This is a genomic window from Burkholderia orbicola (assembly GCF_900100915.1).
Lineage (GTDB): Bacteria > Pseudomonadota > Gammaproteobacteria > Burkholderiales > Burkholderiaceae > Burkholderia > Burkholderia orbicola.
Window position 1 is genome coordinate 1239200 of the sequence record NZ_FNKW01000002.1, and the last position, 22566, is coordinate 1261765.

Below are 22566 nucleotides of genomic sequence, written 5' to 3' on the forward strand. Positions count from 1 at the left end.
GCCTGCACGACCGCGACGGTCGCCGGTAGGCCGGCGACGAAGCGACTGCTCGACATCACCCGGGATAAACTGTCAGGCCGATACCGAACCGAGAGAAGCCACATGTTGATCCGCGTTGCGACCCTGGCCGACGCCGTCCCGCTTGCCGAATTGAAGCGCGATACGTTTCGCGAAACCTTTCTGCAGGACGGATTCGGCATCGACTACCCGCCACACGATCTGGCCGAATACGAAGCCCGGACTTACTCGGTGGCAGCGATCACCGAACAGCTCGCCGACCCGCAACGCCGCACATGGGTCGCGGAAGGCGACGACGGCACGCTGGTCGGATATGCGCACGCGGGGCCGTGCAAGCTTCCGCATCCGGACGTGGCGGACGGCTCGGGCGAGATCCATCAGATCTACCTTCGACGCGGCACGCAAGGTACCGGCGCCGGACGGGCGTTGTTCGACGCCGCGCTCGAGTATCTCGCCGCGACGCGCCCCGGCCCGGTATGGCTGGGCGTGTGGTCGGGCAATGCGAAGGCCATCGCGTTCTACGAGAAGGCCGGCTTCAAGCGGGTCGGCACGTACGATTTCAAGGTCGGCGAATCGACCGATCTGGAGTTCATCTACCGTCGCTGAGCGTCGCTTTCCGTCGGCATCGCATCAGCGCGGCGCAAACGAATACAGTCGATCGACGGCGGCGTAAACGACGTTTTTCCCTCGTTTCGAGTCAAACGACACAATTCGAGGGTTCCCGGTAAAATTCGCCATTCCGGGGTTCTCGATCAATTGCTTCGTCATGCATCGCATTGGATTTTTCGTTTGCCGTGGCTACGACGCGCTCGATCTGGGCGGCCCGTTGTCGGCCTTCAATCAGGTGGCCACGGCCGCCGGCCATACACCCTACGATCTTCACGTCATCTCGCCCACCGGCGGCCCGATTCCCGGCAATACCGGCCTTTCGATCGACACGAAGCCGGTCGGACGGCGCGCGTTCGACACCATCGTGTTCGTCGGCGGCGATATCGCGCCGATGCAGACCTCGGAAAACATCGCCGCGGCCAGCAAGCTGGCCGCCAAGGCGTCGCGAGTGGCCAGCGTGTGTACAGGCGCATTTCTGCTGGCGGAAACCGGCTCGCTCGACGGTTTGAGAGCCGCGACGCACTGGCGATACGCCGCGCAGTTGCAGTCACGCTTCCCTCGCACGCGGGTCGACGGCGACAGTATCTATGTGGTCGATGGCCGCGTCTGGACATCGGCAGGCATCGCCTCCGGCATCGACCTGGCGCTCGGCATGATCGAACGGGACATGAGCGCGGAGATCGCGCGCGAGGTCTCGCGGCTGCTGGTCGTGCCGTATCGGCGGCCCGGCGGGCAGTCGCAATTCTCGGCGATGTCGCAGATGGAGCCGGAATCGGATCGCATCCGCATCGCACTGAATTTCGCCCGCGAGCACCTGGCCGAAGCGTTGCCGGTCGAACGGCTCGCCGATGCAGCGAGCTTGAGCGTGCGACAGTTCGGGCGCGCATTTCGCCGGGAAACCGGTGAAACCCCGGCGAGGGCGGTCGAGCGCTTGCGCGTCGAAGCGGCGAGGCTGCGCCTGCAGGGCGGCAGCGAACCGATCGAACAAATTGCGCTGGCGGTGGGATTCACCGATCCGGAGCGGATGCGTCGAGCCTTCATCAAGCTGCTGGGACACCCGCCGCAAGCGATTCGGCGCGAGAGCAGGTCGAACGCAGCGCGCTGATCGGGCGCCTGCCGATCCACGCGCTGCGTGGTCCACTTCCCGCTAACCGGCGATGGGCGCGTGGGCACGTAGCGCGCCCTTTCGCCGGACGTCGACGACCGTCAGTCCTTGACGGGCGGGTAAGCGTTCCACATGTCGCGATGCAGCTTCCACGTGCCGCCCTGCTTCAGGAAGACGAGCGTCTGCTTCGCGCGGATCTTGGGCTTTCCGTCACCGTCGCGAACCTCCACATCCGACACCTCCGTCACGACCCGGTCGTTACCGTAGAACTCGTCATTGCTGAACGAGACGGTGCCGGGCTTCGATCCGGCATACCCGCTGGTGAAGTACTCGGTGATCGCGCGGCGCCCGGTGACCTTGTCGCCGTCCGGCGGCAAGAGCGTGCCGTCGTCGGTATAGAGGCGGCCGATCGCGTCGTAGTCCCCTCGCGCAAAGGCATCCGCCCACCGTGCGTTTTCGGCCTTGATCGCCGCTTCGGGCAGGCGTTGCGCACCACCGGCGACAGCCGGCGCCGTGAATGCAAAAAAGGACACGCACGCTGCAAGCGCAGCCGTACAAAGATGAATCTGACGCATCGTATGATTTCCGAATCGGGTTTGAATTGAAGAGGCGGCGACCCTGTACGCGTCGCCGGCCAGCGTGTCAGCGGACGCCGGGAACGCGTGCGAGTCCCTTCGACGCGCCGGGCAGTTTCTTGTCGACCATCGCGACGAGTTCGGGCCGCGCATCTCTCGGATGACCGGAGTGGAACGGCGGATCGGGATCGTATTCGACGACGAGCTGCGTGTATTCGGCGGCCTGCTGGCCGCGCAGCTTCGCCGCCACGCGCAGCGCGAAATCGATGCCCGCCGTCACCCCGCCGCCGCTCATGAAGCGGCCGTCGTCGTCTTCGACGAAGCGATCGGGAACCGGAATCGCGCCGTACTCGGCCAGCTTGTTGACGAACGCCCAATGGCAGGCGCTGCGCTTGCCATCGAGCACGCCCGTCGCGGCAAGCACGAGCGAGCCGTTGCACACCGACGTCACGTGTTTGGCGCTTTCCGCCAGACGCCGGATCTGCGCCTGATACGCCGGACGCATCGGCGCCGACAAATCGGAGCCGCCAGGCACGAGGATCACGTCGGTCCGGTCGATATCGGCCAGGCGTTCGGTCTTGCCGTACACCACGCCGAATTCGAGCGTCACGTTACCGCCGTCGAGGCTCGCGTAGCGAACGTTCGTATTCGGCAGCCGGTGGAAAATCTCGCTCGGGCCCGCGAAGTCGAGCAGCGTGCCGCCGTCGTAATTGACGATCAGGATGTTGAGCGGCTCGGTCGGCGCAAGCAGCGCTGCGCTGCCCGTCGGCGCCGGCGCAGGCGCGGCGTGCCCGAGCAACGCGCTGCCGCCCAGCACGGCGCCGAGGGTGGCGGCGCCGCCGAACTTCAGGGCATCGCGGCGCGAACGGCCTGCCCGCGTAAGTTGCCCGGCCGGGGCATGATTGTCGCTACTGTCGGTCAAGATGATTGCTCCTTGCACTTCGGCCCATGGGCGAGCGCGACCACGCCGGGCCGGATCGAATAACCGCCACCGCGAACGGCGTGGCGGACGTCAAATCGGTATGGGGATGAGCCGGGATGACGTGCCGGACTCAGGAAGCGTGCAGCGCAGGCTCAGAGCTGCGACGCCCCGCCATCGACCACCAGCTCGGTGCCGACGACGAACGACGATTCGTCGCTGGCGAGATAGAGCGCCGCGTACGCGATGTCGTCGGCGTGGCCCATGCGGCCCACCGGAATCGCTTCGGCGAATTCGGCCTTGCGGTCGCGTACCCATTCGTCGGGCTTGCCCCACTTCGAAAGCAGCGGCGTATCGATCGCGCCGGGCGCGATCGCGTTGAAGCGGATTTTCCGGTCGAGAAATTCGTACGACCAGCTGCGGGCCAGCGAGCGCACGGCGGCCTTCGCCGCGGCGGTCAGCGAGATGCCGTGCTTGCCAGTCTGCGCGACGAACGAGGTATTGAGGATCACCGACGAACCTTCGCGCAAGTACGGCAGCGCCGCTTGAAGCGTGAACACCACGCCCTTGACGTTGACGTCCATGATGTCGTTGTACAGCGTGTCGTCGATGTCGTTGACGGCGGACGGAAACGCCCAGCCGGCATTGGCGAATACCACGTCGAGACCGCCGAACCTCTCGTTAACCTCGCCGGCAATCGCGCGCATGTCGTCGAGCGACCGCACATCGCCCTTGAGCACGACCGCATGCTCGCCGAGCTCCGCCTTCACGCGCTCGAATACGCATTCGTCGCGCCCCGTCACCGCGACGCGCGCGCCTTCTGCAATGAACAGCTTCGCGGTGGCCAGACCGATGCCGCTGGTACCGCCCGTGATCAACGCCGATTTGCTCTTGAGTCGCATCTTCCGTTCCTTTTCATGTCGTGGTTGACCAGGCCCGATAGGCGACGCGTCATCGCGTTTGCATGCGGGTTCCGGCTTGATCGTTCATGTGAAGTATGGAACGGGACGTAAATGGCTCAAAGGTCGTATAACCCTCGAAAAACGCCATTACCCGCGAACGGACGAAAAGTGAGCAGGCGCGGGCGACGCTGCTGGAAAAGCGAAAGCGCGCAGGTCCGCTGGACCGTGCGCGCTTCGATCTGACGTGAATGGCTTGCATGAGCAAGCTGACGAAACGGCAACGCGCGACGCGGCTATACGGTTTTCCCCGATAGCCCGCTTATCGCTCGTTCGGGCGTTGCGCTACCGCAGTTTCTCCGCGACCGCGCGCGCGACCGCGCTCAGCGCATCGCCGCGCTCGAGCGCCGCGCGCGGCCGGGACGCCTCGCCCTGCGCATCGAGCGCGCGCGGCGCGAAGTCCGGCGACGACGAGAACTTCACGATCGTCAGCGCGGCTTTCGGATCGACGAGAATCGCCTGGCCGAAGCGCCCCGCTGCCGCAAACGCGCCATCGCCATCGTTCACCTGATACCAGTAGTCGCGATACGCGTAGCCGTCCTTGCCGGGCACCACGTTGCCCTTCGCGAACAGCGCCGCGTTGTGCGCTGGCTGCAATGCCGCGCGGATCGTCGTGGCCGGCAGCGTGCCGCGCGCGCCGCCGAGCCCGGTGCGCACGCGTTCCGCGAAGCGCGCGGCGTCGCGCAGCGTCGTGTACAGCCCGCCGCTCGCCATCGCCATCGCATTGCGGTCCACCGCGACGTACGCATCGTCTTCCGCGAAATCGCGCCACAGCCACCGCTCGACCAAAGCACTCCACGACTGCCCCGTCGCACGCTGCATCGCCCACGAAACGGCTTCCGGCGACCCGTTCTGATAGAACCATACGCTGCCCGGCGCGGCGTCCGGCACACGCCGCACGGTCAGCAGGAAATCGACGATGCTCGCCGGCGCGCCTTCGCGGTGGGGCACGAGCCCGACCGCGCCGAACAGCCCGAGATCGGGCGGGACGCCCGGCGCATAGGCGGTGGGCACTTCCATGTCGAGGTTCTGCTGCAGCGTCGCGCTGCCGAACGGCGTGTCGGCCAGCTCCGGCACCGTGCTCGACAACGGCGCATTCGCATCGAGCACGCCGGATTCGATCATCTGCGCGGCGAGCAGCCCCGTCACCGATTTCGTCATCGACGCCCATGCGTGCTGCTGGTCGGGCCGGAAACCGTCGAAGTAGCGCTCGTAGACGACCCGGCCGCGCTGCAGCACGATGAACCCGTCGGTGTGGGTCGCACGCAGGTACGCGTCGAGCGTCAGCGTCTCGCCGCCGATCGTCACGGGCAGCGCGTCGAGACCGGACGCCGGTTGCTCGGAGAGCGGCATCGGCGCGGCCGCATGCCGGATGCCGGCCGTCGGCGCGAGCAGCCGCGTGTTGCTCAACGCCCAGCGCAGCCGGGCCGGCGTGAACGCGTTCGCCTTGTCGACGATCCGGTCGGCCGGCGGCGGGAAGCCCTGCATCATGCCGGTCGGTGCCGCGCCGTCGGCTGCGGCGGCAACCGTCGCCGCGAGCGCGAGCCCGCCGGCCAGCGCGAAGGTGCCGGCCAGCCGGCGGCCTCGCCGGATCGGGGTAAAGCGTCGATGAATTCGCATCGAATCATGCCTCGTAGTGGAAAAGGATCGCGCGATACGCGCAACATCACGGCTGCTGGCCATCGATGCGCAACTGGTTCGATACCGACGTCACGCCGTCGACCCGCCGCGCGACCGCCGCCGCGAGATTCACCTGGGTCGTATCGGTGACCGAGCCGGCGAGCGTCACGCCGCCGTCGCGCATCCGCACGAGGATGCGTGTCGCGTTCAGGTTTTTCGTGCGAGCGAGCGCGGTGCTGACGCGGCGCTTCAGCTTGCGGTCGGCCGCCTTGCGCTGCGCGGGCGGCACGCCGGCCGACGCTGGCGCTGGCGCTGGCGCTGGCGCTTGCGCGGATTCCGGGGCGATCGCAGTCGATGACGCTGGAAGCGCCGCGCTCGCGGCATCGGGCTGCGCATGGGCGGCCAAGGTCCAGCACGCTGCCACCAGCAGCCCCACGGTGAATCTGGATGAAGTACGCATGATCGGATCACGCTCCTGAAAATCGTTGAACGGAAAACCTCAGAACTGCGTCATCAGCCCGATCGACACGCCGGTCGTCGCGCTCGCGCCGCGCCGCAGGTTCAGCGCCGCGATCGTCGCCGGGTCGCGCATGTACGCGCCCGTCATCCCGTTGCGGTCGATTTCGACATACAGCTCAGTGCGCTTCGACAGGAAATACTCGGCGATCGCGTAGGTCGTCAGCTTGTGGCCGTCCGCGCCCGACACGTTGCCAAGATTGCGCGCGCGATCGTAGAACGCGGCCGCGCTCAACTGCACCGACGGCAACGGCTGCACGACGACGCCGAACGAAGGGATATCGTCGCGTCGCGACGGCGCGCCGGCCTTGTTCGCGCGCACGTTCAGCGACGCATAGCTCAGATAGAAGCGCGCACGGCCGAGCTGCAGCGTGCCGCCCGCCTGGATCGTCTGCGCAGACTGCGAGCCGTCGGGGCTGTACGTCTTCGCATACGACACGCCGCCCATCAGGTCCGAATACGTGTACATCGCGGCCGTCGAATAGCTGGTGCCCGCATGCGAGCGGCCGGCGACGCCGCCCGGCGAATAGTTCGCGCCGAAGCGCAGCCCGCCCACCTGCCCGAGATACTTGATCGTGTTGTTGAAACGCGAATCGAGCGTGAAGAAGTTGCCGTCGAACAGCACACCCGGCTCGACCGCGAGCGACTGCCCGCGCCCGCCGAGCGGATCGAGCGCGATGCCGAGATCTTCCGCGACGTTGAACTGGCGGCCGAGCGTCAGGCGGCCGAAATCGCCGGCGAGCCCGACATACGCGGCCTGCGAAAACAGCGTGCCCGACGTCTTGAGCGCGCCGGTGCCGCTGTTGAACGCGCCGTCGAGCACGAACAGCGCCTTCAGCCCGTTGCCGAGATCCTCCCGGCCGCGAATGCCGAATTCGTTGCCAGCGATGATGTTGTTGTTGAAGCCGACCTGGCTGCCGCCCGGCAGCCCGTTGACCCACCGCACGCCGCCGCCGATTCGGCCGAACAGCGTCACGCTCGACTGCGCGTGCGCGCTTGCACACAGCGCGCCGACCAGCGTCGCCGCGATCATCTTCTTCATGTCTCCTCCTGCCGCGTCGTTGCGCGGCGTATCGTGGTACTGCCTGCCGTCGAAAAGCGCCGCCACCCGGCAAGCGGGCCGCACGCTGAAAACGATGTGATGCGCGGTGCGGGGCTAGCGACCGCACGCGCCGACCGGCGGCGCGGCGCGCGCCGGTTCGCCCGCGAGACGCCGCAGCGAGCGCTGCGGATCGAGACACCAGGCGCCGAGCGCGCCGCACGCAATCAGCACGACGCCGCACACGATGCTGGCCTGTTCGAAGCCGTACGCCACCGACGCGCCGGCGCCTTCGATCAGCATCCCGGTGACGACCGGCGCGCCCAGGCCGGCGAGCGACGCGAAACCGTTGCTGAGTGCGAGCACGCCGCCGCGTTGCGCGTCCGGCGTCACTTCGGCGAGCATCGCGGGGCCGATCGAGTACATCGTCAGCGTGAGGCCGCTGCCGAGCGTCAGCAGCACGAGCTTGGCCGCGCGCGGGACGTCCGGCACCGGCAGCATCGCCAGCATCGCGCCGGCGACCGCCAGCGTGATCGCGATGAAGGTGCCGCGGCCATGCCGCGACGGCATGCCGCGCGCGAGCAGGGTTTGCGACAGCCACGCGAGCGCGAGGCTGAGCGGCGACGTGACCGCGACGAACAGCGCGAACATGCGGCCGGCCTCGTGCGGCCCGAAGCCGAGCCCGAGCTGCAGGTAGGTGGGCATCCAGGTGAGCGTCATCGCGAGAATCCAGTTCGCCGCGAAGTGGCCGAGGAAATTGCCGAGCACCGTGCGGTCGGTCAGCAGCCGCCCGTACGGCACGCGATCGCCGCCCGCCGCGCGCGGCGTCCGTGCCAGCGTGCCCTCCTCGCCGAGCACCGCCCATGCGATGCACCACACGGCTCCGAGCAGCGCGAGCACCGCGAAGTTCGCGCGCCAGCCCCAGTGCGTCGTGATGACTGGAATCGACAGCCCCGCGATCAGCAGGCCGAGCGCGCTGCCCTGGTGCAGCAGCGCGACGGGCAGGTTGCGCCTCGTATCGGGAAACCACTTGTAGATCGCGTGCGTCGCAACCGGCGACGCGGGGCCTTCGCCGATGCCGAGCAGCACGCGGCACGCGATGACGACCCAGATCGAGCCGGCCACCAGCATCGGCAATTGCAGCAGCGCCCACGCGGCGGCCATCGCGAACAGCAGCCATTTCGCGGGCCAGCGGTTCGCGGCGATGCCGCCCGCGACCGCCGCAACCGCGAACAGCCAGTTGAGGCTGCCGCCGATCACGCCGAACTGCGTCGGGCTCAGATGCAGGTCGCGCATCATCGGCACCGACACGAGGCCGAGCACGACCTTGTCGAGAAAATTCACCAACATCATCAGCGCGAGCATCGTCGCGATGGACCACGCCCGTCCGGGGCGGTACTGCGCACCATTCGTCATGGCTGTCTCCTGTTTGGTTATCGTGGGCGGTCGGAGCGTCGCGCTACCCGCCACCGTGTTCGCCGGGCGCCGGCACACGGTCGTCGCCGTCCGGCAACCCGAGCGAGAATTTCACCGGGAAGCGCACCGCGAGCGTGCGGTCGGCCGCCACTTCGCGCGCGACGCCGCGAGCCCGCACCTGCGGATCGTCGAACAGCTCGCCGGCATCGGGCACGCGCGACACCGGCAGCCCGAGCGCGCCGAGCACGCGCATCCAGTCGTCCTGCGTGCGCGTCGCGAACAGCGCGCGCAAGTGCGCGCCGAGCGCGTGCCGGTGCTGCTGCCGGCCCGCGCGCCGTGTGTAGCGCGGCTCCCGCAGCGCCGGGCATGCATCGCCGAGCGCGTCGGCAAACGCGGCCCAGAACTTGTCCTCGAACGTCGCGAGCGCGATGTGCCGCCCGTCGGCGGTTTCGAACAGGTCGTTGTCGGGCATCACCCAGCGTGCGGTATCCGGTGTATCGTGGCCCGTGTGCAACGCCCAGGCGGCCGGCGCGGTCCACGCGAACATCGCGTCGTGAATCGACACGTCGAGGTGCTGGCCGAGCCCGTTCGCCCGCGCACTCATCACCGCGACGGCCAGCGCGAGTGCCGCATGCATCGCGGCCGCATGATCGGCGAGCCGCACGCGCGGCCGGGCGACGGTGTCGTGCAGTTGCGCGGGCACCGACCAGTAGCCGGCATCGGCGAGAAAATTCAGGTCGTGGCCGGGCCGGTTCGCATACGGGCCGTCCTGCCCGTAGCCGGTGATCGAGCACAGCACGATGCGCGGGTTCGCGCGGGCCAGCGTCGCGTAATCGAGCCCGAGCCGCGCCATCACGCCGGGCCGGTTGCCTTCGACCACCGCGTCGGCGTCGCGCACCAGATCGAGAAAACGCGCGCGCCCGTCCGGCGTCTTCAGGTCGAGCACGAGCGAGCGCTTGCCGCGGTTGAACTGCGCGAACGTGTCGGCGCCAAACTGCCGCAATGCATCGCCACCCGGCGGCTCGACCTTGATCACGTCCGCGCCGAGCTGTCGCAGCAGCGCGCACGCATGCGGGCCGGGCAGCAACTGGCCGGCATCGACGATGCGCACGCCGCGCAGGCACGACCACGCGGGCGCGTGATCGTCGCCGGTCGGCCACGCACCGCGCGGGCCGCGGGCCGTCATGCGTCGCGCCCCGCGCCGGCCGGGTCGAGAATCGCCTTCGCGATCGCGTTGCGCTGGATCTCGCTCGTGCCGGTCAGGATGCGGAACATCCGCAGCTTGCGGAACGTCTGCTCGACCGGATGGCCGCGCGTCACGCCGACGTTGCCGTGAATCTGCACGGCCTTGTCCGCGACCTCGAAGCACCGCTCCGACACGTACAGCTTGCACGCGGACGCCGTCATCCGCAGGTCGGCGCCCGCATCGGCGAGCGCGGCCGTGTGCGCGATCATGCTTTCGCACGCCCACAGCGCGGCGGCCATGTCGGCGAGCATGTGCTGGATCGCCTGGAAGCGCGCGATCGGGCCACCGAACTGCCGGCGCGTGCGCGCATGGTCGAGCGACGCGCGATACGCGGACATCGCGAGGCCCAGCATCGTCGGGCAATGCAGCAGCCGGTTCACGTTGATGCGCGACATGCCGAGCCGGAAGCCGTTGCCGACCCCGCCGAACACGTTCTCGCGCGGCACGCGCACGTCGACGAAGCGGATGTCCGCGTCGATATGCTGGCCCGACATCGGCACGTACTCGTGCTGAACGCTCACGCCAGGCAGGTCGAGATCGACCAGCACGGCCGTGATCTGCGGCGGCGTCGCGGTTGCATCGGTCACGCACATCACGATCGCGAAATCGGCGAACGGCGCGCCGCTGATGTAGTGCTTCGTACCGTTGATGATGAGCGAATCGCCGTCCTCGACCGCCGTCGTGCGGATGCTCATCGCGTCCGAGCCCGAGTGCGGCTCGGTCAGCGCGAAGCACGTCGATTTCTCGCCGCGCATCACCGGCCGGAAATAGCGGTCGAGTTGCACGGTGGTCGCGTACTTCAGCATGTTGCCGATACGCGGCGGCCCGCCGAGTTCGCCGAGCACGTGCGGCGCGAGCGCCGCGCCGCAAGCGGCCAGGTCGGCCTTCAGCGCGCACACCTCGGCGATCGACAGCCCCTGGCCGCCGATCTCGACGGGCAGGCTCGCGGTATAGAAGCCGAGCGCGGCCGAGCGTTGCCACACGCGGCGCAGCACGTCGCGCGGCCACACGTCTTCCGAATCGAGCCCGAGCTCGCGCTCGATCGGGCGCAGTTCGTCGTCGACGAAGCGCAGCACGGCCGCGCGCAGCGCGACGAATTCGGGGCGTTGCAAATGATCGAACATGGCGGGCTCCTTCAGTTGACGCGACGCGTGACGCCGCGCCAGTACGGCTCGCGCACGAGCTTGCGGGCGACCTTGCCGCTCGCGTTCTTCGGCAGTTCCGCGACGAAATCGACGGAGCGCGGCGCCTTGTAGTCGGCGAGCTGCGCGCGGCAGTGCGCGACGAGGTCGGCTGCCTGCGCGGCATGACCAGAACGCAGCACGACGACGGCCTTCACGGCCTCGCCCCACTTGTCGTCGGGCACACCGACGACGCAGGCCTCGAGCACGCTTTCGTGCCGGTACAGCGTCGCTTCGACTTCGGTCGGATACACGTTGAAGCCGCCCGAAATGATCATGTCGTGCTTGCGGTCGACCAGGTAGATGAAGCCTTCGCGATCGGTGCGGGCGAGGTCGCCGGTGTGCAGCCAGCCGTCCACCAGCACCTCGCGCGTGAGCTCCGGCGCATTCCAGTAGCCCTGGAACACGTCCGCGCCGCGAATCACGAGCTCGCCGATCGCATCGCCCTCGACTTCGCGCCCGTCCGCATCGACCACCCGCACTTCCGTTTCGCCGAGCGGCCGGCCGCACGATGCGAGCCGCTCGCGGTCGTGCAGCAGCGCATGCGCGTGATCGGCGATCCCCAGCCGCGTGACGCCCGACGTCGATTCGCTCGCGCCGTAGCCTTGCGACAGCACCGGGCCGATACGCGCCCATGCTTCTTCGATGCGCGCCGGTGCCATCGGCGCGGCGCCGTAGCCGAGCACCTTCAGGCTGCGCAGGTCGGCCTGCGCGAGTGCCGGCGTATTCAGCAGCATGTTGACCATCGCCGGCACCATGAACGTGTGCGTGATGCGCTGGCGAGTGACTTCGGCGAGGAATTGCGCGGGCTCGAACGCGTCGAACAGCACCAGCGTCGCGCCGCAGAACAGGTACGGTTGCATCAGCATCCCCGACGCATGCGTGATCGGCCCGATCAGCGCGAGCCGGTCGCCCGGTTGCGCGGGACGGTCCATCCCGAGCACGATCTTGCGCAGCGACGCGAGCCGGTTGCCGTAGCTCTGCATCGCGGCCTTGATGCGCCCGGTCGAGCCGGACGAGAAGTGCAGCACCGCGAGATCGTCGGCCGCCAGTACGTAGTCGGGCAGCGTATCGCTACCTTTCGCGAGCAGCGTTTCGTAGTCGAGATAGCCCGAGACCGCGCCGTCGAGCGACACGAACCGCTCGATCGACCCGAAGCCCGGCGAATCGGGCGTGTAGTCCGTATAGCCGCGTCCGCCGATGAACGCGACGGGCGTGCAGTTGCCGACGACGTCGGCAGCCTCGGCCGCCGTGAAGCGCGGGTTCAGCGCGGCCTTCACGAGGCCGGCCTTGTACAGCGCGCACTCGATCTCGACGAGCTCGATGCAGTTGCGCGCCTGCACGGCGATGCGCTCGCCGCGGGCGAAGCCGAGGCCGCGCAGCGCGTTCGCGAGGCGCGTCGAACGTTCGTCGAGCTGACGATACGTGACGGCGCGGTCGCGGTGGATCACGGCGGGCTGGCTGCCCCAGTAACGGGCCGCACGCCGCAGGAAATAGGCGAAGCTCAAGACGATTCTCCTGGTCGAACAGTGCCGCCAGTCTGTAAGATGCCGAGGCATCACCACAATGCATTGCTGGCTATAAAGTCATAACCGACAGGAATCCCCTGATGGATACCCGCGATCTGGAGTACCTGCTGGCCGTGGAGCAGCACGGCAGCATCGGCAAGGCGGCCGACGCGCTGGGGCTGTCGCAGCCCGCGTTGACCAAGGCCGTGCAGCGGCTGGAGGCACAGGTCGGCGTGACGCTGTTCGAGCGCACCGCGAACGGGATGACGCCGACGCCCGCCGGCGCGCGCTTCGTCGCCCGCGCGCAGCGGATCGCGCTCGAATTCGACGATGCGATGCAGGAGATGCGTGCGATCCGCGGCGGCGAACAGGGTGTCGTGCGGGTCGGCTACTCGCCGACCGTGCCCAATGCGTTCGTGCTCGGCGCGTGCCGGCAACTGATCCGCGAGCGGCCGGCAGCGCGGCTGCGGCTGCGCTGCCGGCTCGCCCGCGAGCTGCTCGACCTGCTCGCGGCCGGCGAGCTCGACCTGGTGGTGGCGCCCGAGCCGCAGCAGCCGGACCCGACGCTCGACACCATCGTGCTGTTCGACGACCGGCTCACGGTGCTCGCCGATGCCGACCACCCGCTGCAGCGCAAGCGCGCGCTCACGCTCGCGGATCTCGCCGACCAGGAATGGCTGCTGCCGGAGACGACGATCCCGGTGCGGCACCGGATCGACGACGCGTTCCGCGCGCGCGGGCTGCCGGCGCCGCGCCTGCGTGTCGAGACCGATTTCGGCAACACGTCGCTGCTGCAGTTGCTGCGCGGCACGTCGCTGCTGTGCGTCGGCGGCGCCGACGCGCTCGGCCAGGTGACCGGACTGCGCGCGCTCGACCTGCGCGCCGGAGAACTCGAACTGGACCGCCGCATCGGCGCGATGCACCGCGCCGGCGCATACGTGCCGCCGCTCGCGCAGCGGATGATCGCGCTGCTGCGGGAAAGCGCCACATCGCGCCCCGACCATCATTTGCGGGAGTGATGACACTCCCCTTTTTCTGCGGATTTGACCGGGGCCGGCGGGGCCGACAACACTAGCCCGCAGTGCCGCACGAGACGGCACGCGCCCGCCTCCCCCTTCAGAGTTCCGCCATGTACCCGACCGACACCGTGCAATCCCCGAGCGCCGTCCGGCCGCTCGCCGACCGGCAACTGCGCCGGATCGTCATCGCCTCCGTCGCCGGCAACGCGATGGAGTGGTACGACTTTTTCGTGTACGGCACGGCCGCGGCGCTGGTGTTCGGTCACGTGTTCTTCCCGCCCGGCGCATCGCCGCTCGCCGGCAGCCTCGCCGCATTCGCGGCGTTCGCGCTCGGCTTCGTCGCGCGGCCGCTCGGCGGGATCGTGTTCGGCCACGTCGGCGATCGCTACGGGCGCAAGGCATCGCTCGTGTGGACACTGCTGATCATGGGTGCGTCGACGTTCGCGATCGGCCTGCTGCCGACCTATGCGCAGGTCGGCCTGTGGGCGCCGGCCGCGCTCGTCGTGCTGCGCCTGCTGCAGGGCATCGCGTCCGGCGGCGAATGGGGCGGCGGCGTGCTGATGATCAGCGAAAACGCGCCGCCCGATCAGCGCGGCTATTACGCGGCGTGGAGCCAACTCGGCGTGGGCGGCGGCTTCGTGCTGTCGTCGGCTGCGTTTCTCGCCGCGCAGGCGCTGCCGGACGACGCGTTCCGCACGTGGGGCTGGCGGCTGCCGTTCCTCGCGAGCGTCGCGATCTTCGCGATCGGCATCTATATCCGCCGCCATCTGCCGGAAAGCCGCGACTTCGAGCAGGCCGGCAAGCGCGGCGCGCACACGCATTTGCCGATCGTCGAGTGCATCCGCCGCCACCCGAAGGAAATCCTGCTCGCGATGGGGCTGCGCGTGGCCGAGAACGGCGGTGCGTACATCTTCCTCGCGTTCTCGCTCGTCTACGGCAAGTACGTCGGGATTCCGAACGGCACGATGCTGACCGGCGTGATGATCGCGATGATCGTCGAGATGGGCGCGATGCTCGCGTGGGGCCGGCTGTCCGACCGGATCGGCCGCAAGCCGGTGTACCTGATCGGCGCGCTGAGCCTCGTCGCGTGCGCGTTTCCGTTCTTCTGGCTGCTCGATACGCGCGTGACGCCGCTTGTGTGGCTCGCGCTGACGGTCGGCACGGCGGTGAGCCACGGCGCGATGATCGGCACGCTGCCCGCGCTCGTCGGCGAGCTGTTCAGCACCGAAGTGCGCTATTCGGGCGTCGCGCTCGGACACGAAGTCGCGTCGATCTTCGCGGGCGGGATGTCGCCGCTGATCGCGACCGCATTGCTCGCGCGCTATCACGCGTCGTGGCCGGTGTCGCTGTTCCTCATCGCGCTCGGCCTCGTCACGGTCGCGACGCTGTGCGTGATGCGCGAGACGCGCACCACGCCCGCCGACGGTTCGCGCGGCGACCCGGCATGAGCGCGCGCCGCTCAGGGCCCGGCGTCGCGCCGCGCGCTGTCGAACGCCGGCGCCAGCCCGAGATGGTCGAGCAGCCGCGCGAATTCGCCGAGCCGCTGCCGCATGTACGCGGGCACGTCGACCGCCGCATAGTCGTGGAAGCCGGCGCCCGTGCGCACGCCGTCGCGCCCGGCTTCCATGTTGCGCACGACGCTCGCGGCCGGCGCGAAGCGCGGGCCGATCTCGCCGGCCAGGTACCGCGACGCGTAGTACAGGATGTCGCAGCCGCCCCAGTCGATGAATTCGAGCAGCCCGAGCACCGCGAAGCGCGGGCCGAAGCCGGTGCGGATCGCGGTGTCGATGTCCTCGGCGCTGGCCACGCCTTCCTCGACCATCCGCGCGGCCTCGTTCATCGCGAGCGCCTGGATGCGCGGCACGATATAGCCGGGTGCCGGCCCGCAGATCACCGGCTTCTTGCCCACGCGTTCGAGCAGCGCCGCGAGCGCGTCGACGACGGCCTGATCGGTCGCATCGCTGCGGCTGACCTCGACGAGCGGCATCAGCAGCGCGGGGTTCAGCCAGTGCGCGTTCAGCATCCGCGCCGGGTGCGCGACGTGGCGCTGCAATTCGGTGACGACGAACGTCGACGTGGTCGACGCAATCGTTGCGTGCGCATCGACGTGTTCATCGAGCCAGCGCAGCGCGTCGGCCTTTGCATCGAGCACTTCCGGGAGCGCCTCGAACACGATGTCGGCATCGCGCACCGCGTCCGCCGCGCCCTCCCTCGCCACCAGCGCGATGCGCGCGACGACGGCATCCGCCTGCGCGGTGTCGATGCGGCCCAGCGCGACCTGTGCATGCAACGGCCGGATGATCTCGTCGCGTGTGCGCACGTCGAACGCGTGCCGGCCGGCCGCGTCGCGCGGCTTGAAGTCGATCAGCGTCACGTCGAGGCCCGCGAACGCGAACACGAGCGCGATACCCTGCCCCATGCGGCCCGCGCCGAGCACGTGGATGCGCGTCACATCGTCGGCCGCCTTCATGCCGAATACCCCGCGTCGAGCAGCGCGCGCAGCGCATCCTTCGACAGCGCCGAGAGCCCGAGCCGCTCCAGCGTGCGCCCTTCCGCATACAGGTCGCGCACCGCGACCGCGCTCGCGACGCTCAGCAGCCCCTGCGCGACGGGCGTCGGCACGCCGGCCCAGCGCCCGCACGACACGATGAACGACAGCCCGAGCCGGGTGTCCTCGAGCATGTAGCGATGCGTGCGCAGATCGATCTTCTCGCGCCAGTCGCCGCTATCGGTCAGCTTGCCGTGCGCGCCGCGCCCGTACATCCACTCGTCGCCGTCGGTCGCGTAGTGATCGGCGAGCGGGAAATGCGGCGCACGGTAGCCGAGCGCTTCGCGCACCGCGATGCGTTCGGCGTCGAGCGCGTTCGTCACGCGGCGGATCGACGGCTGCGTGCCTTCGTTGTGGATGTCCCACGCGTCGAAGTGTTCGAGCGGCCCGGCGTTCATCAGGATCAGCGGCGGATGGATCACGGGGCCCGCGTTCATCAGCGCGCCGGACAACGCATCCTCGACCGGCTCGACCGACGGATAGCCGGCGCGCAGCACGTCGAACGCCCAGCCGGCCGCGTTCGCCGGCCACACGCCGGTCGGCAGGCGCGTCGCGTATGCGCTGATCACGACGTCGTTGTCGCCATGCTTGCGCACCAGGTACGGCAGCGTGCCGGTTTCGGCGAACGCGACGCGCGCACGGTTGCCGGCGTCGGCGGCCGCGCGGGCGAACACGACGCTGCCGAACGTGCCGGGCGGCAGGAACACGACCTGGCCGTCCTCCAGCAGCGGCGCGACCTGCGCGGCGAGCGCGTCGTGCGACGTGGCCGGCAGCGGCACCACGACGAGCCGCGTGCCGCGCAGCGCGGCGGCGAGATCGTCGGTCAGGCGGATCGCGCCCGGCGCATCGCCGAGCGGCACCGCCCGCTTGCCGCGATAGTCGGTGACGTTCAGCACGCCAAGCTCGCGCAGCCGCGCATGCGGCTCGCGATCGCGCCGCCACCACGTCACGTCGTGGCCTTTTTCGAGCAGGTCGATGGCCGCCGCATGGCAGCCGTGGCCGCCGCCCAGAACACATACCTTCATCGTTTTCTCCCGGTGATCGAGTATGTCCGAGACTACGCGGGCACTTGCACCGCGTCGCTTCAAAACGCGCAACGGCGCGCCCGTTCGCGCAACGCAATCGCGGTGCGGCGCATGCCGCCGCGCCCCTGCATCCGTCACGAGGTCTACGAATGGACATCGCCCTTTCCCGTCATGCGCCGAACCGGCTCGGCACGCTACAGGCGCCCGACGAAGTCGAACGCGCGGTCGCGCACCGGCTCGGGCCGCACCGGATGGCCGCGTCCGGCCGCGATCCGTTTCACGCGGAGCTGTACGAGGTGCCGCTGCATCACGGCGCGCTGCTCGAACTCTGCTACGGCCGCGCAACGCGCATCGAGTTCGGTGACGACGCCGATCACTTCCTGTTCCGGCTGACGCTTGCCGGTGCGTGCGAACTGCAGGCCGGCAACGTCGTCGCGCGCGCCGGCCCCGGCGCGCTGACCGTATCGTCGCCCGCGCTTCCGAGCCGTCTGCGCACGAGCCCCGATTGCCGCAACCTCGTGCTGCGGCTCGAACGCGGCGCGCTCGAGCGCAAGTTGCAGGACATGCTGCAGGCGACGCTCACGCGGCCGCTGCAATTCGACCTCGCGGCCGGCGGCGCGGGTGCGGGCGCCGCGCTCGTACGGCCGACCTTCGAATACCTGTGCCGGCTCGGTGCGCAGCCGGGCATCGGCGCGGCATCGCCGGTGTTCGGCGCCGACCTCACCGCGTGGCTGATGTCGCTGCTGCTCACGCACCTGCCGCATTCGTACAGCGACGCGCTGCGACGCGGCACGCCGCCGCTGCCCGCGCACGTGCGCCGTGCGTGCGCTCACGTCGATGCGCATCTCGGCGAACCGCTCGCGCTCGCCGCGCTGGCGGCCGTCGCCGGGGTCGCGCCGCGCACGCTGCAACATGCGTTCCGCGCGTTTCTGCACACCTCGCCGGCCGCGTACGTGCGCGAGCGCCGGCTCGCCGCCGTACACGCGGCGCTACAGCGCGGCAACGCGCGCAGCGTGACCGACGTATTGATCGCGCACGGCATCCATGGCTTCGGCCATTTCGCGAAGGCGTATGCACGGCGTTACGGCCACGCGCCTTCCGTCACTGCGAGGCAGACACGATGACGCTCTCCGCTCCCGGCCGCCCCGCGGCACCAACCCGCCCCGAACCCGTGCCGCACGACGGCGACGCGTCCGACGGCCTGCGCGTGCAGGATCTCGATCTCAACCTGTTGAAGACGTTTCGCGCGGTGTATGAAGCCCGGCACGTCGGCCGCGCGGCGCTGCGGCTCGGCGTCACGCAGCCGTCCGTCAGCTACGCGCTCGGCCGGCTGCGGCTGATGTTCCGCGACGCGCTGTTCGTGCGCACCGGCACCGGCGTCGAGCCGACGCCGCGCGCACAGCGGCTCGCGATCTCGGTCGACAAGGCACTCGCGATCCTGCAGGACGTGCTCGACGAAGGCTCGCGCTTCGCGCCCGACAGCACGCAGCGCGTGTTCCGCCTGCACATGAGCGATTTCGCGGCGAGCGCGTTCCTGCCGACGCTGCTCGCCGCGTTCGACCGGCGCGCGCCGGGCGCCGTGATCGAGACGCTGCACGTCGACGAATGCCAGCTCAACGTCGCGCTCGAATCGGGGCGCATCGACTTCGCGCTCGGGCATTTCGCCGATGCGTCGAGCCACTTCCAGCGCACCGCGCTGCTGCACGAGCGCTGCGTGCTGCTGATGCCGCGCCGCACCGCGCAGCGCGTCGGGCTGCCCGCCGATTTCGTGCTCGACGGCGCGGCGCCCGACACGCTGCGCTTCGTCGCCGTCACGTCGCATCCTCAATCGATGCAACTGCTCGAACGACACGAACTGATGCCGCGGGTGCGCGCGGCGCTGCCGGATTTTCTGGTGGTGCCGGCGCTGTTGCAGGACGGCGACTACGCGCTGATCCTGCCGGAGACGATCGCGATCACGTTCGCGGCACGCCAGCCGTGCGTGCTGTACGAGATCGCCGGCGCCGGCGAATGGGCCGTCAACGCGTACTGGCACCGCCGCTTCGACGCGGACCCGGGCCATCGCTGGCTGCGTGCGCTACTGCTCGAGCTGTTCAATATCGGCGAACAGGCGCCGTTCGACGCATGGCTCGCGCCGCAGCCGCCCGCCTGCGCGTAGCGGCGCGAGCGGACACGGGCGCGGGCCCGCCGAGACGCTCAGAACGACGTGAGGATGCCCGCGACGAGCGAACTCGCGGTCGCGCCCGGCTTGGCCACGGCGACGCCGCCGCCGGCCGCGCCGTTGACGACGAAGCGGGCATGCGCGCCGTTGCGTACCATCGCGGCGCCCGTGTACAGCACCGTGCGCTTCGACAGCGGATAGTCGAAACGAATGCCGTACGAATCGGCATTGCCGTCGCTATCGGCCACCTTCCGGTAATGGCCGATGCTCAGCAGCAGCGATGCGCGCCCGATCGGCACCGTCGCGCTGAGCTCCATGATGTCGCTGTGCGGATAGGCGCTCTGGCTGTCGATCGCAGTCGCGACATCGGGGCCGCCGCGATGGCGCAGGTACAGCGCGGCCACCTTCACGACGTTGAAGTCGTACGAAATCGCACCGAGCGTGTAGTTGCCGTTCGCGGCCGTGCTCGTGGCGCCGAGCGTCGATGCCGCCACCGGGCTGAACTTCTGCTGCATATAGTCGACGTCGACCGACAGCCCACCACGCAAGTAGTTGAGGCCGGCGCCGTAGGTATCGCCGAGCGTTGCCGGCTGCCCGGCCGCGCCGTTGGTGCCGCGCGCGGCCATCGCGCGCAGCAGGAAGCCCGCGTAGCGCGGCGACGTGTAGCGCATCGAGTTGCGTACGCGCAGGAACGCGGGCCCGACGAAGTTGTTGGTCGCGTTCCCCCATGCAAGCCCCGCGCCGAGCCCGGGCAGGCTGTACGTGACGAGCGTCGTATGCAGGATCGTGTAGAGCTCGCCGAACTGCACGCCGCCGAACGGCCCCGTGATGCCGACCCACGCTTCGCGGCCGAACAGCGCGCTGCTGTTCGACAACGCGCCGCTCGCCGCGTTGAAACCGTCCTCGAGCTTGAAGATCGTCGCGTAGCCGCCGCCGAGATCCTCGACGCCCTTCAGCCCCCACTGCGACGCCCACAGGTTGCCGCTGCCCATGCGCGTCACGTGGTTCGGTCCGGCGTTCGCGTATTCGATCGCGGTGTCGATGCGGCCGTAAAGCGTCACGCTCGATTGCGCGGCGGCCGGCAGCGTCATGCATGCGAGCAGCGCGGCAAGCGGTACGGCAAGCCGGTCGGCCCGCCCGTTCGGATGGTTCATCTGCGTCGTCCCGTAGAAGTTGCGGCGCCTGTCGGCATCGCGCCGCTTGATGTGAAGCGCGTTCGCTTTCAGAGGCGAACGCTGCCGATCAAAACCGGGCCGAGTCTAGGAACGACAATTTCGGACGTCGACGCAATGCGCTCTATAACGCTTATAGATGCGCCGCATGACGCGCACGGGCCCCGCCGCACGCGCGCTGCGCGGCGGCCCGCGCGCACGGTCTCGGTGTTTTCTTTATCCGGGTCGGTAAATGTCCGTGTGGCGCGGCTGTCACTCCGGCTATGGCAGCCGAATTTGGCCGACTACGCTGCGTTTCCGATCGTGTCACCCGCACGCTTTCGCGCCGCGACGGCGCCCGGCCCGCCAGGCCGATGCCGCGCTTTTCCACCGCCCGCTCCTGGAGAACCCGCATGTCCGCATCCACGGCCCGCGCTGCCGACGGCAAGCGCTATACGTACGAATGGTATGTCGTCGTCATCTGCATGCTCGCGTACATCTTCTCGTTCGTCGACCGGCAAGTCCTCGTGCTGATGATCGAGCCGATCAAGCGCGACCTGCACCTGTCCGATACGCAGTTCAGCCTGCTCAACGGCTTCGCGTTTTCGCTGTTCTATGCGGTGATGGGCTTGCCCGTCGCGTATCTCGCCGACCGCTATGCGCGCCCGCGCATCATCTCGCTCGGCATCGCGCTGTGGAGCGTCGCGACCGCCGCGTGCGGGCTCAGCCAGCACTTCGTTCACATGTTCATCGCGCGGATGGGCGTCGGCGTCGGCGAGGCCGCGCTGTCGCCCGGCGCGTATTCGATGCTCGCCGACTACTTCCCGAAGGAGAAGCTCGGGCGCGCGGTCGCCGTGTATTCGCTCGGCTCGTTCATCGGCGGCGGCATCGCGTTCCTGATCGGCGGCTACGTGATCGCGCTGCTCAAGCATGCGAGTGCGTTCACGCTGCCGGTGGTCGGGCAGGTGCATGCGTGGCAGGTCACGTTCCTGATCGTCGGGCTGCCGGGCATCCTCGTCGCACTGCTGTTCGCCGCGACCGTGCGCGACCCGCAGCGCAAGGGGCTCGCGCAGGACCGTTCGGGCGCCGTGCGGCGCGTATCGATGCGCGATTCGCTGCGCTTCGTCGGCACGCACCGCGCGACCTTCGCGTGCCATTACCTCGGTTTCTCGTTCTATGCGATGGCGCTGTACTGCCTGCTGAGCTGGACGCCCGCGTTCTATATCCGCCGCTTCGGGATGACGGCCGTCGAAGCCGGCTACACGCTCGGCATCGTGCTGCTGGTCGCGAACACGGCCGGCGTGTTCTGCGGCGGCTGGCTCAACGACTGGCTGCTGCGGCGCGGCCGCGGTGATGCGCCGATGCGTGCCGGTGCAATCGGCGCCGCGTGCATGGTGATCCCCGCGACGCTGTTCACGCAGCTCGACAGCCTGCCGGCGTCGCTCGCGATGCTGGTCGTCGCGATGTTCTTCGCGTCGTTCCCGATGCCGACGTCGACCGCCGCGATGCAGACGCTCGCGCCGAACCAGATGCGCGCGCAGATCTCCGCGCTGTTTCTGCTGGTGTCGAACCTGATCGCGCTCGGGATCGGCACGACCGTCGTCGCGCTGTTCACCGATCGCGTGTTCGGCGTGCCGGCCGCGGTCGGCCATTCGATGTCGATCGTGAACGTCGCGGCGGCCACGCTCGCCGCGCTGCTGCTCGCCGCCGGCTGCCGTCACTATCGCCGCAGCCTCGAGCGCGAACGCGGCCATGCGGCGGCATCGGCTTCGGCTGACGCGGCCGTCGACGGCGGCACCGCCATTGCTGCTCGCTGAAGTCGCGCGGTTCACCGATCGCGTGGTCGGCACACCGGCCGCGCGATCGCCGCCACGCTGACCGGCAACAATCGGCACGCCCACCATCATCCATCCTGCTTATTTAATCATCGCTTTTTAATCGATTTGATTTA

20 protein-coding genes are annotated in these 22566 nt (G+C 69.1%); 7 read left to right on the top strand and 13 right to left on the bottom strand.

The features are described 5' to 3' along the window. Positions 1 to 102 precede the first annotated feature (102 nt). Together BLS50_RS22470 and BLS50_RS22475 are read left to right on the top strand one after the other, a co-directional pair. Positions 103 to 624 (top strand): GNAT family N-acetyltransferase, encoded by a 522-nt coding sequence (locus BLS50_RS22470; RefSeq protein WP_074804164.1) that lies wholly within the window; start codon positions 103 to 105, stop codon positions 622 to 624. Positions 625 to 784: 160 nt separating this feature from the next. Further along, positions 785 to 1732 (top strand): GlxA family transcriptional regulator, encoded by a 948-nt coding sequence (locus tag BLS50_RS22475; RefSeq protein WP_027805834.1) that lies wholly within the window; start codon positions 785 to 787, stop codon positions 1730 to 1732. A 101-nt stretch (positions 1733 to 1833) separates the two neighbouring features. Here the strand turns inward: BLS50_RS22475 and BLS50_RS22480 are convergent, their stop codons facing one another. The 10 genes from BLS50_RS22480 to BLS50_RS22525 form a co-directional block, all read right to left on the bottom strand. Beyond that, entirely contained in the window at positions 1834 to 2307 is a 474-nt protein-coding gene (locus BLS50_RS22480) for a YybH family protein (RefSeq protein WP_027805835.1), read from the bottom strand. Between the two features lie 67 nt (positions 2308 to 2374). Then, on the bottom strand, positions 2375 to 3229 hold the full coding sequence (locus BLS50_RS22485; protein WP_027805836.1) for a DJ-1/PfpI family protein: 855 nt from the start codon (positions 3227 to 3229) through the stop codon (positions 2375 to 2377). 152 nt (positions 3230 to 3381) lie between these two features. Then, positions 3382 to 4128: an SDR family oxidoreductase gene (locus BLS50_RS22490; protein WP_074804166.1), complete on the bottom strand. Its 747-nt coding sequence runs from the start codon at positions 4126 to 4128 to the stop codon at positions 3382 to 3384. Between the two features lie 342 nt (positions 4129 to 4470). Then, positions 4471 to 5805, bottom strand: coding sequence for a serine hydrolase domain-containing protein (locus BLS50_RS22495; protein WP_074804168.1), 1335 nt, complete (start codon positions 5803 to 5805; stop codon positions 4471 to 4473). A 46-nt stretch (positions 5806 to 5851) separates the two neighbouring features. Beyond that, positions 5852 to 6265 (bottom strand): BON domain-containing protein, encoded by a 414-nt coding sequence (locus BLS50_RS22500; RefSeq protein WP_074804170.1) that lies wholly within the window; start codon positions 6263 to 6265, stop codon positions 5852 to 5854. Positions 6266 to 6304: 39 nt separating this feature from the next. Beyond that, positions 6305 to 7363, bottom strand: coding sequence for a porin (locus BLS50_RS22505; RefSeq protein WP_074806605.1), 1059 nt, complete (start codon positions 7361 to 7363; stop codon positions 6305 to 6307). Positions 7364 to 7477: 114 nt separating this feature from the next. Beyond that, entirely contained in the window at positions 7478 to 8776 is a 1299-nt protein-coding gene (locus BLS50_RS22510) for an MFS transporter (RefSeq protein WP_074804172.1), read from the bottom strand. A 43-nt stretch (positions 8777 to 8819) separates the two neighbouring features. Continuing rightward, positions 8820 to 9962: a CaiB/BaiF CoA transferase family protein gene (locus BLS50_RS22515; protein WP_074804174.1), complete on the bottom strand. Its 1143-nt coding sequence runs from the start codon at positions 9960 to 9962 to the stop codon at positions 8820 to 8822. Next, on the bottom strand, positions 9959 to 11146 hold the full coding sequence (locus tag BLS50_RS22520) for an acyl-CoA dehydrogenase family protein (RefSeq protein WP_074804176.1): 1188 nt from the start codon (positions 11144 to 11146) through the stop codon (positions 9959 to 9961). The genes BLS50_RS22515 and BLS50_RS22520 overlap by 4 nt, the downstream gene beginning before the upstream one ends. 11 nt (positions 11147 to 11157) lie before the next feature. Next, complete coding sequence (locus tag BLS50_RS22525; protein WP_074804178.1) at positions 11158 to 12711, bottom strand: AMP-binding protein; 1554 nt, start codon at positions 12709 to 12711, stop codon at positions 11158 to 11160. Between the two features lie 101 nt (positions 12712 to 12812). Here BLS50_RS22525 and BLS50_RS22530 point away from each other — a divergent pair, with 101 nt between their 5' ends. Beyond that, a complete protein-coding gene (locus BLS50_RS22530) occupies positions 12813 to 13730 on the top strand; it encodes a LysR family transcriptional regulator (protein ID WP_074804180.1) in 918 nt (305 codons plus the stop codon). Between the two features lie 110 nt (positions 13731 to 13840). Beyond that, on the top strand, positions 13841 to 15178 hold the full coding sequence (locus tag BLS50_RS22535; RefSeq protein ID WP_074804182.1) for an MFS transporter: 1338 nt from the start codon (positions 13841 to 13843) through the stop codon (positions 15176 to 15178). A gap of 11 nt (positions 15179 to 15189) precedes the next feature. Here the strand turns inward: BLS50_RS22535 and BLS50_RS22540 are convergent, their stop codons facing one another. Together BLS50_RS22540 and BLS50_RS22545 are read right to left on the bottom strand one after the other, a co-directional pair. Next, positions 15190 to 16200: a 3-hydroxybutyryl-CoA dehydrogenase gene (locus BLS50_RS22540; protein ID WP_074804184.1), complete on the bottom strand. Its 1011-nt coding sequence runs from the start codon at positions 16198 to 16200 to the stop codon at positions 15190 to 15192. Further along, the gene (locus tag BLS50_RS22545) at positions 16197 to 17303 is read right to left on the bottom strand and encodes an NAD/NADP-dependent octopine/nopaline dehydrogenase family protein (protein WP_074804186.1); all 1107 of its coding nucleotides are present in this window, start codon (positions 17301 to 17303) and stop codon (positions 16197 to 16199) included. Before BLS50_RS22545 ends, BLS50_RS22540 begins: the two co-directional genes overlap by 4 nt. A 149-nt stretch (positions 17304 to 17452) precedes the next feature. Between BLS50_RS22545 and BLS50_RS22550 the strand changes: the two genes are divergently transcribed. Further along, entirely contained in the window at positions 17453 to 18427 is a 975-nt protein-coding gene (locus BLS50_RS22550; protein ID WP_074804189.1) for an AraC family transcriptional regulator, read from the top strand. Further along, positions 18424 to 19461, top strand: coding sequence for a LysR family transcriptional regulator (locus tag BLS50_RS22555; RefSeq protein ID WP_074804192.1), 1038 nt, complete (start codon positions 18424 to 18426; stop codon positions 19459 to 19461). Before BLS50_RS22550 ends, BLS50_RS22555 begins: the two co-directional genes overlap by 4 nt. A gap of 38 nt (positions 19462 to 19499) precedes the next feature. Here BLS50_RS22555 and BLS50_RS22560 read toward each other — a convergent pair whose 3' ends face one another. After that, positions 19500 to 20618 (bottom strand): porin, encoded by a 1119-nt coding sequence (locus BLS50_RS22560; RefSeq protein ID WP_074804193.1) that lies wholly within the window; start codon positions 20616 to 20618, stop codon positions 19500 to 19502. A gap of 410 nt (positions 20619 to 21028) precedes the next feature. Here BLS50_RS22560 and BLS50_RS22565 point away from each other — a divergent pair, with 410 nt between their 5' ends. Then, positions 21029 to 22432 (top strand): spinster family MFS transporter, encoded by a 1404-nt coding sequence (locus BLS50_RS22565; RefSeq protein ID WP_074804195.1) that lies wholly within the window; start codon positions 21029 to 21031, stop codon positions 22430 to 22432. Positions 22433 to 22566: the final 134 nt, after the last annotated feature.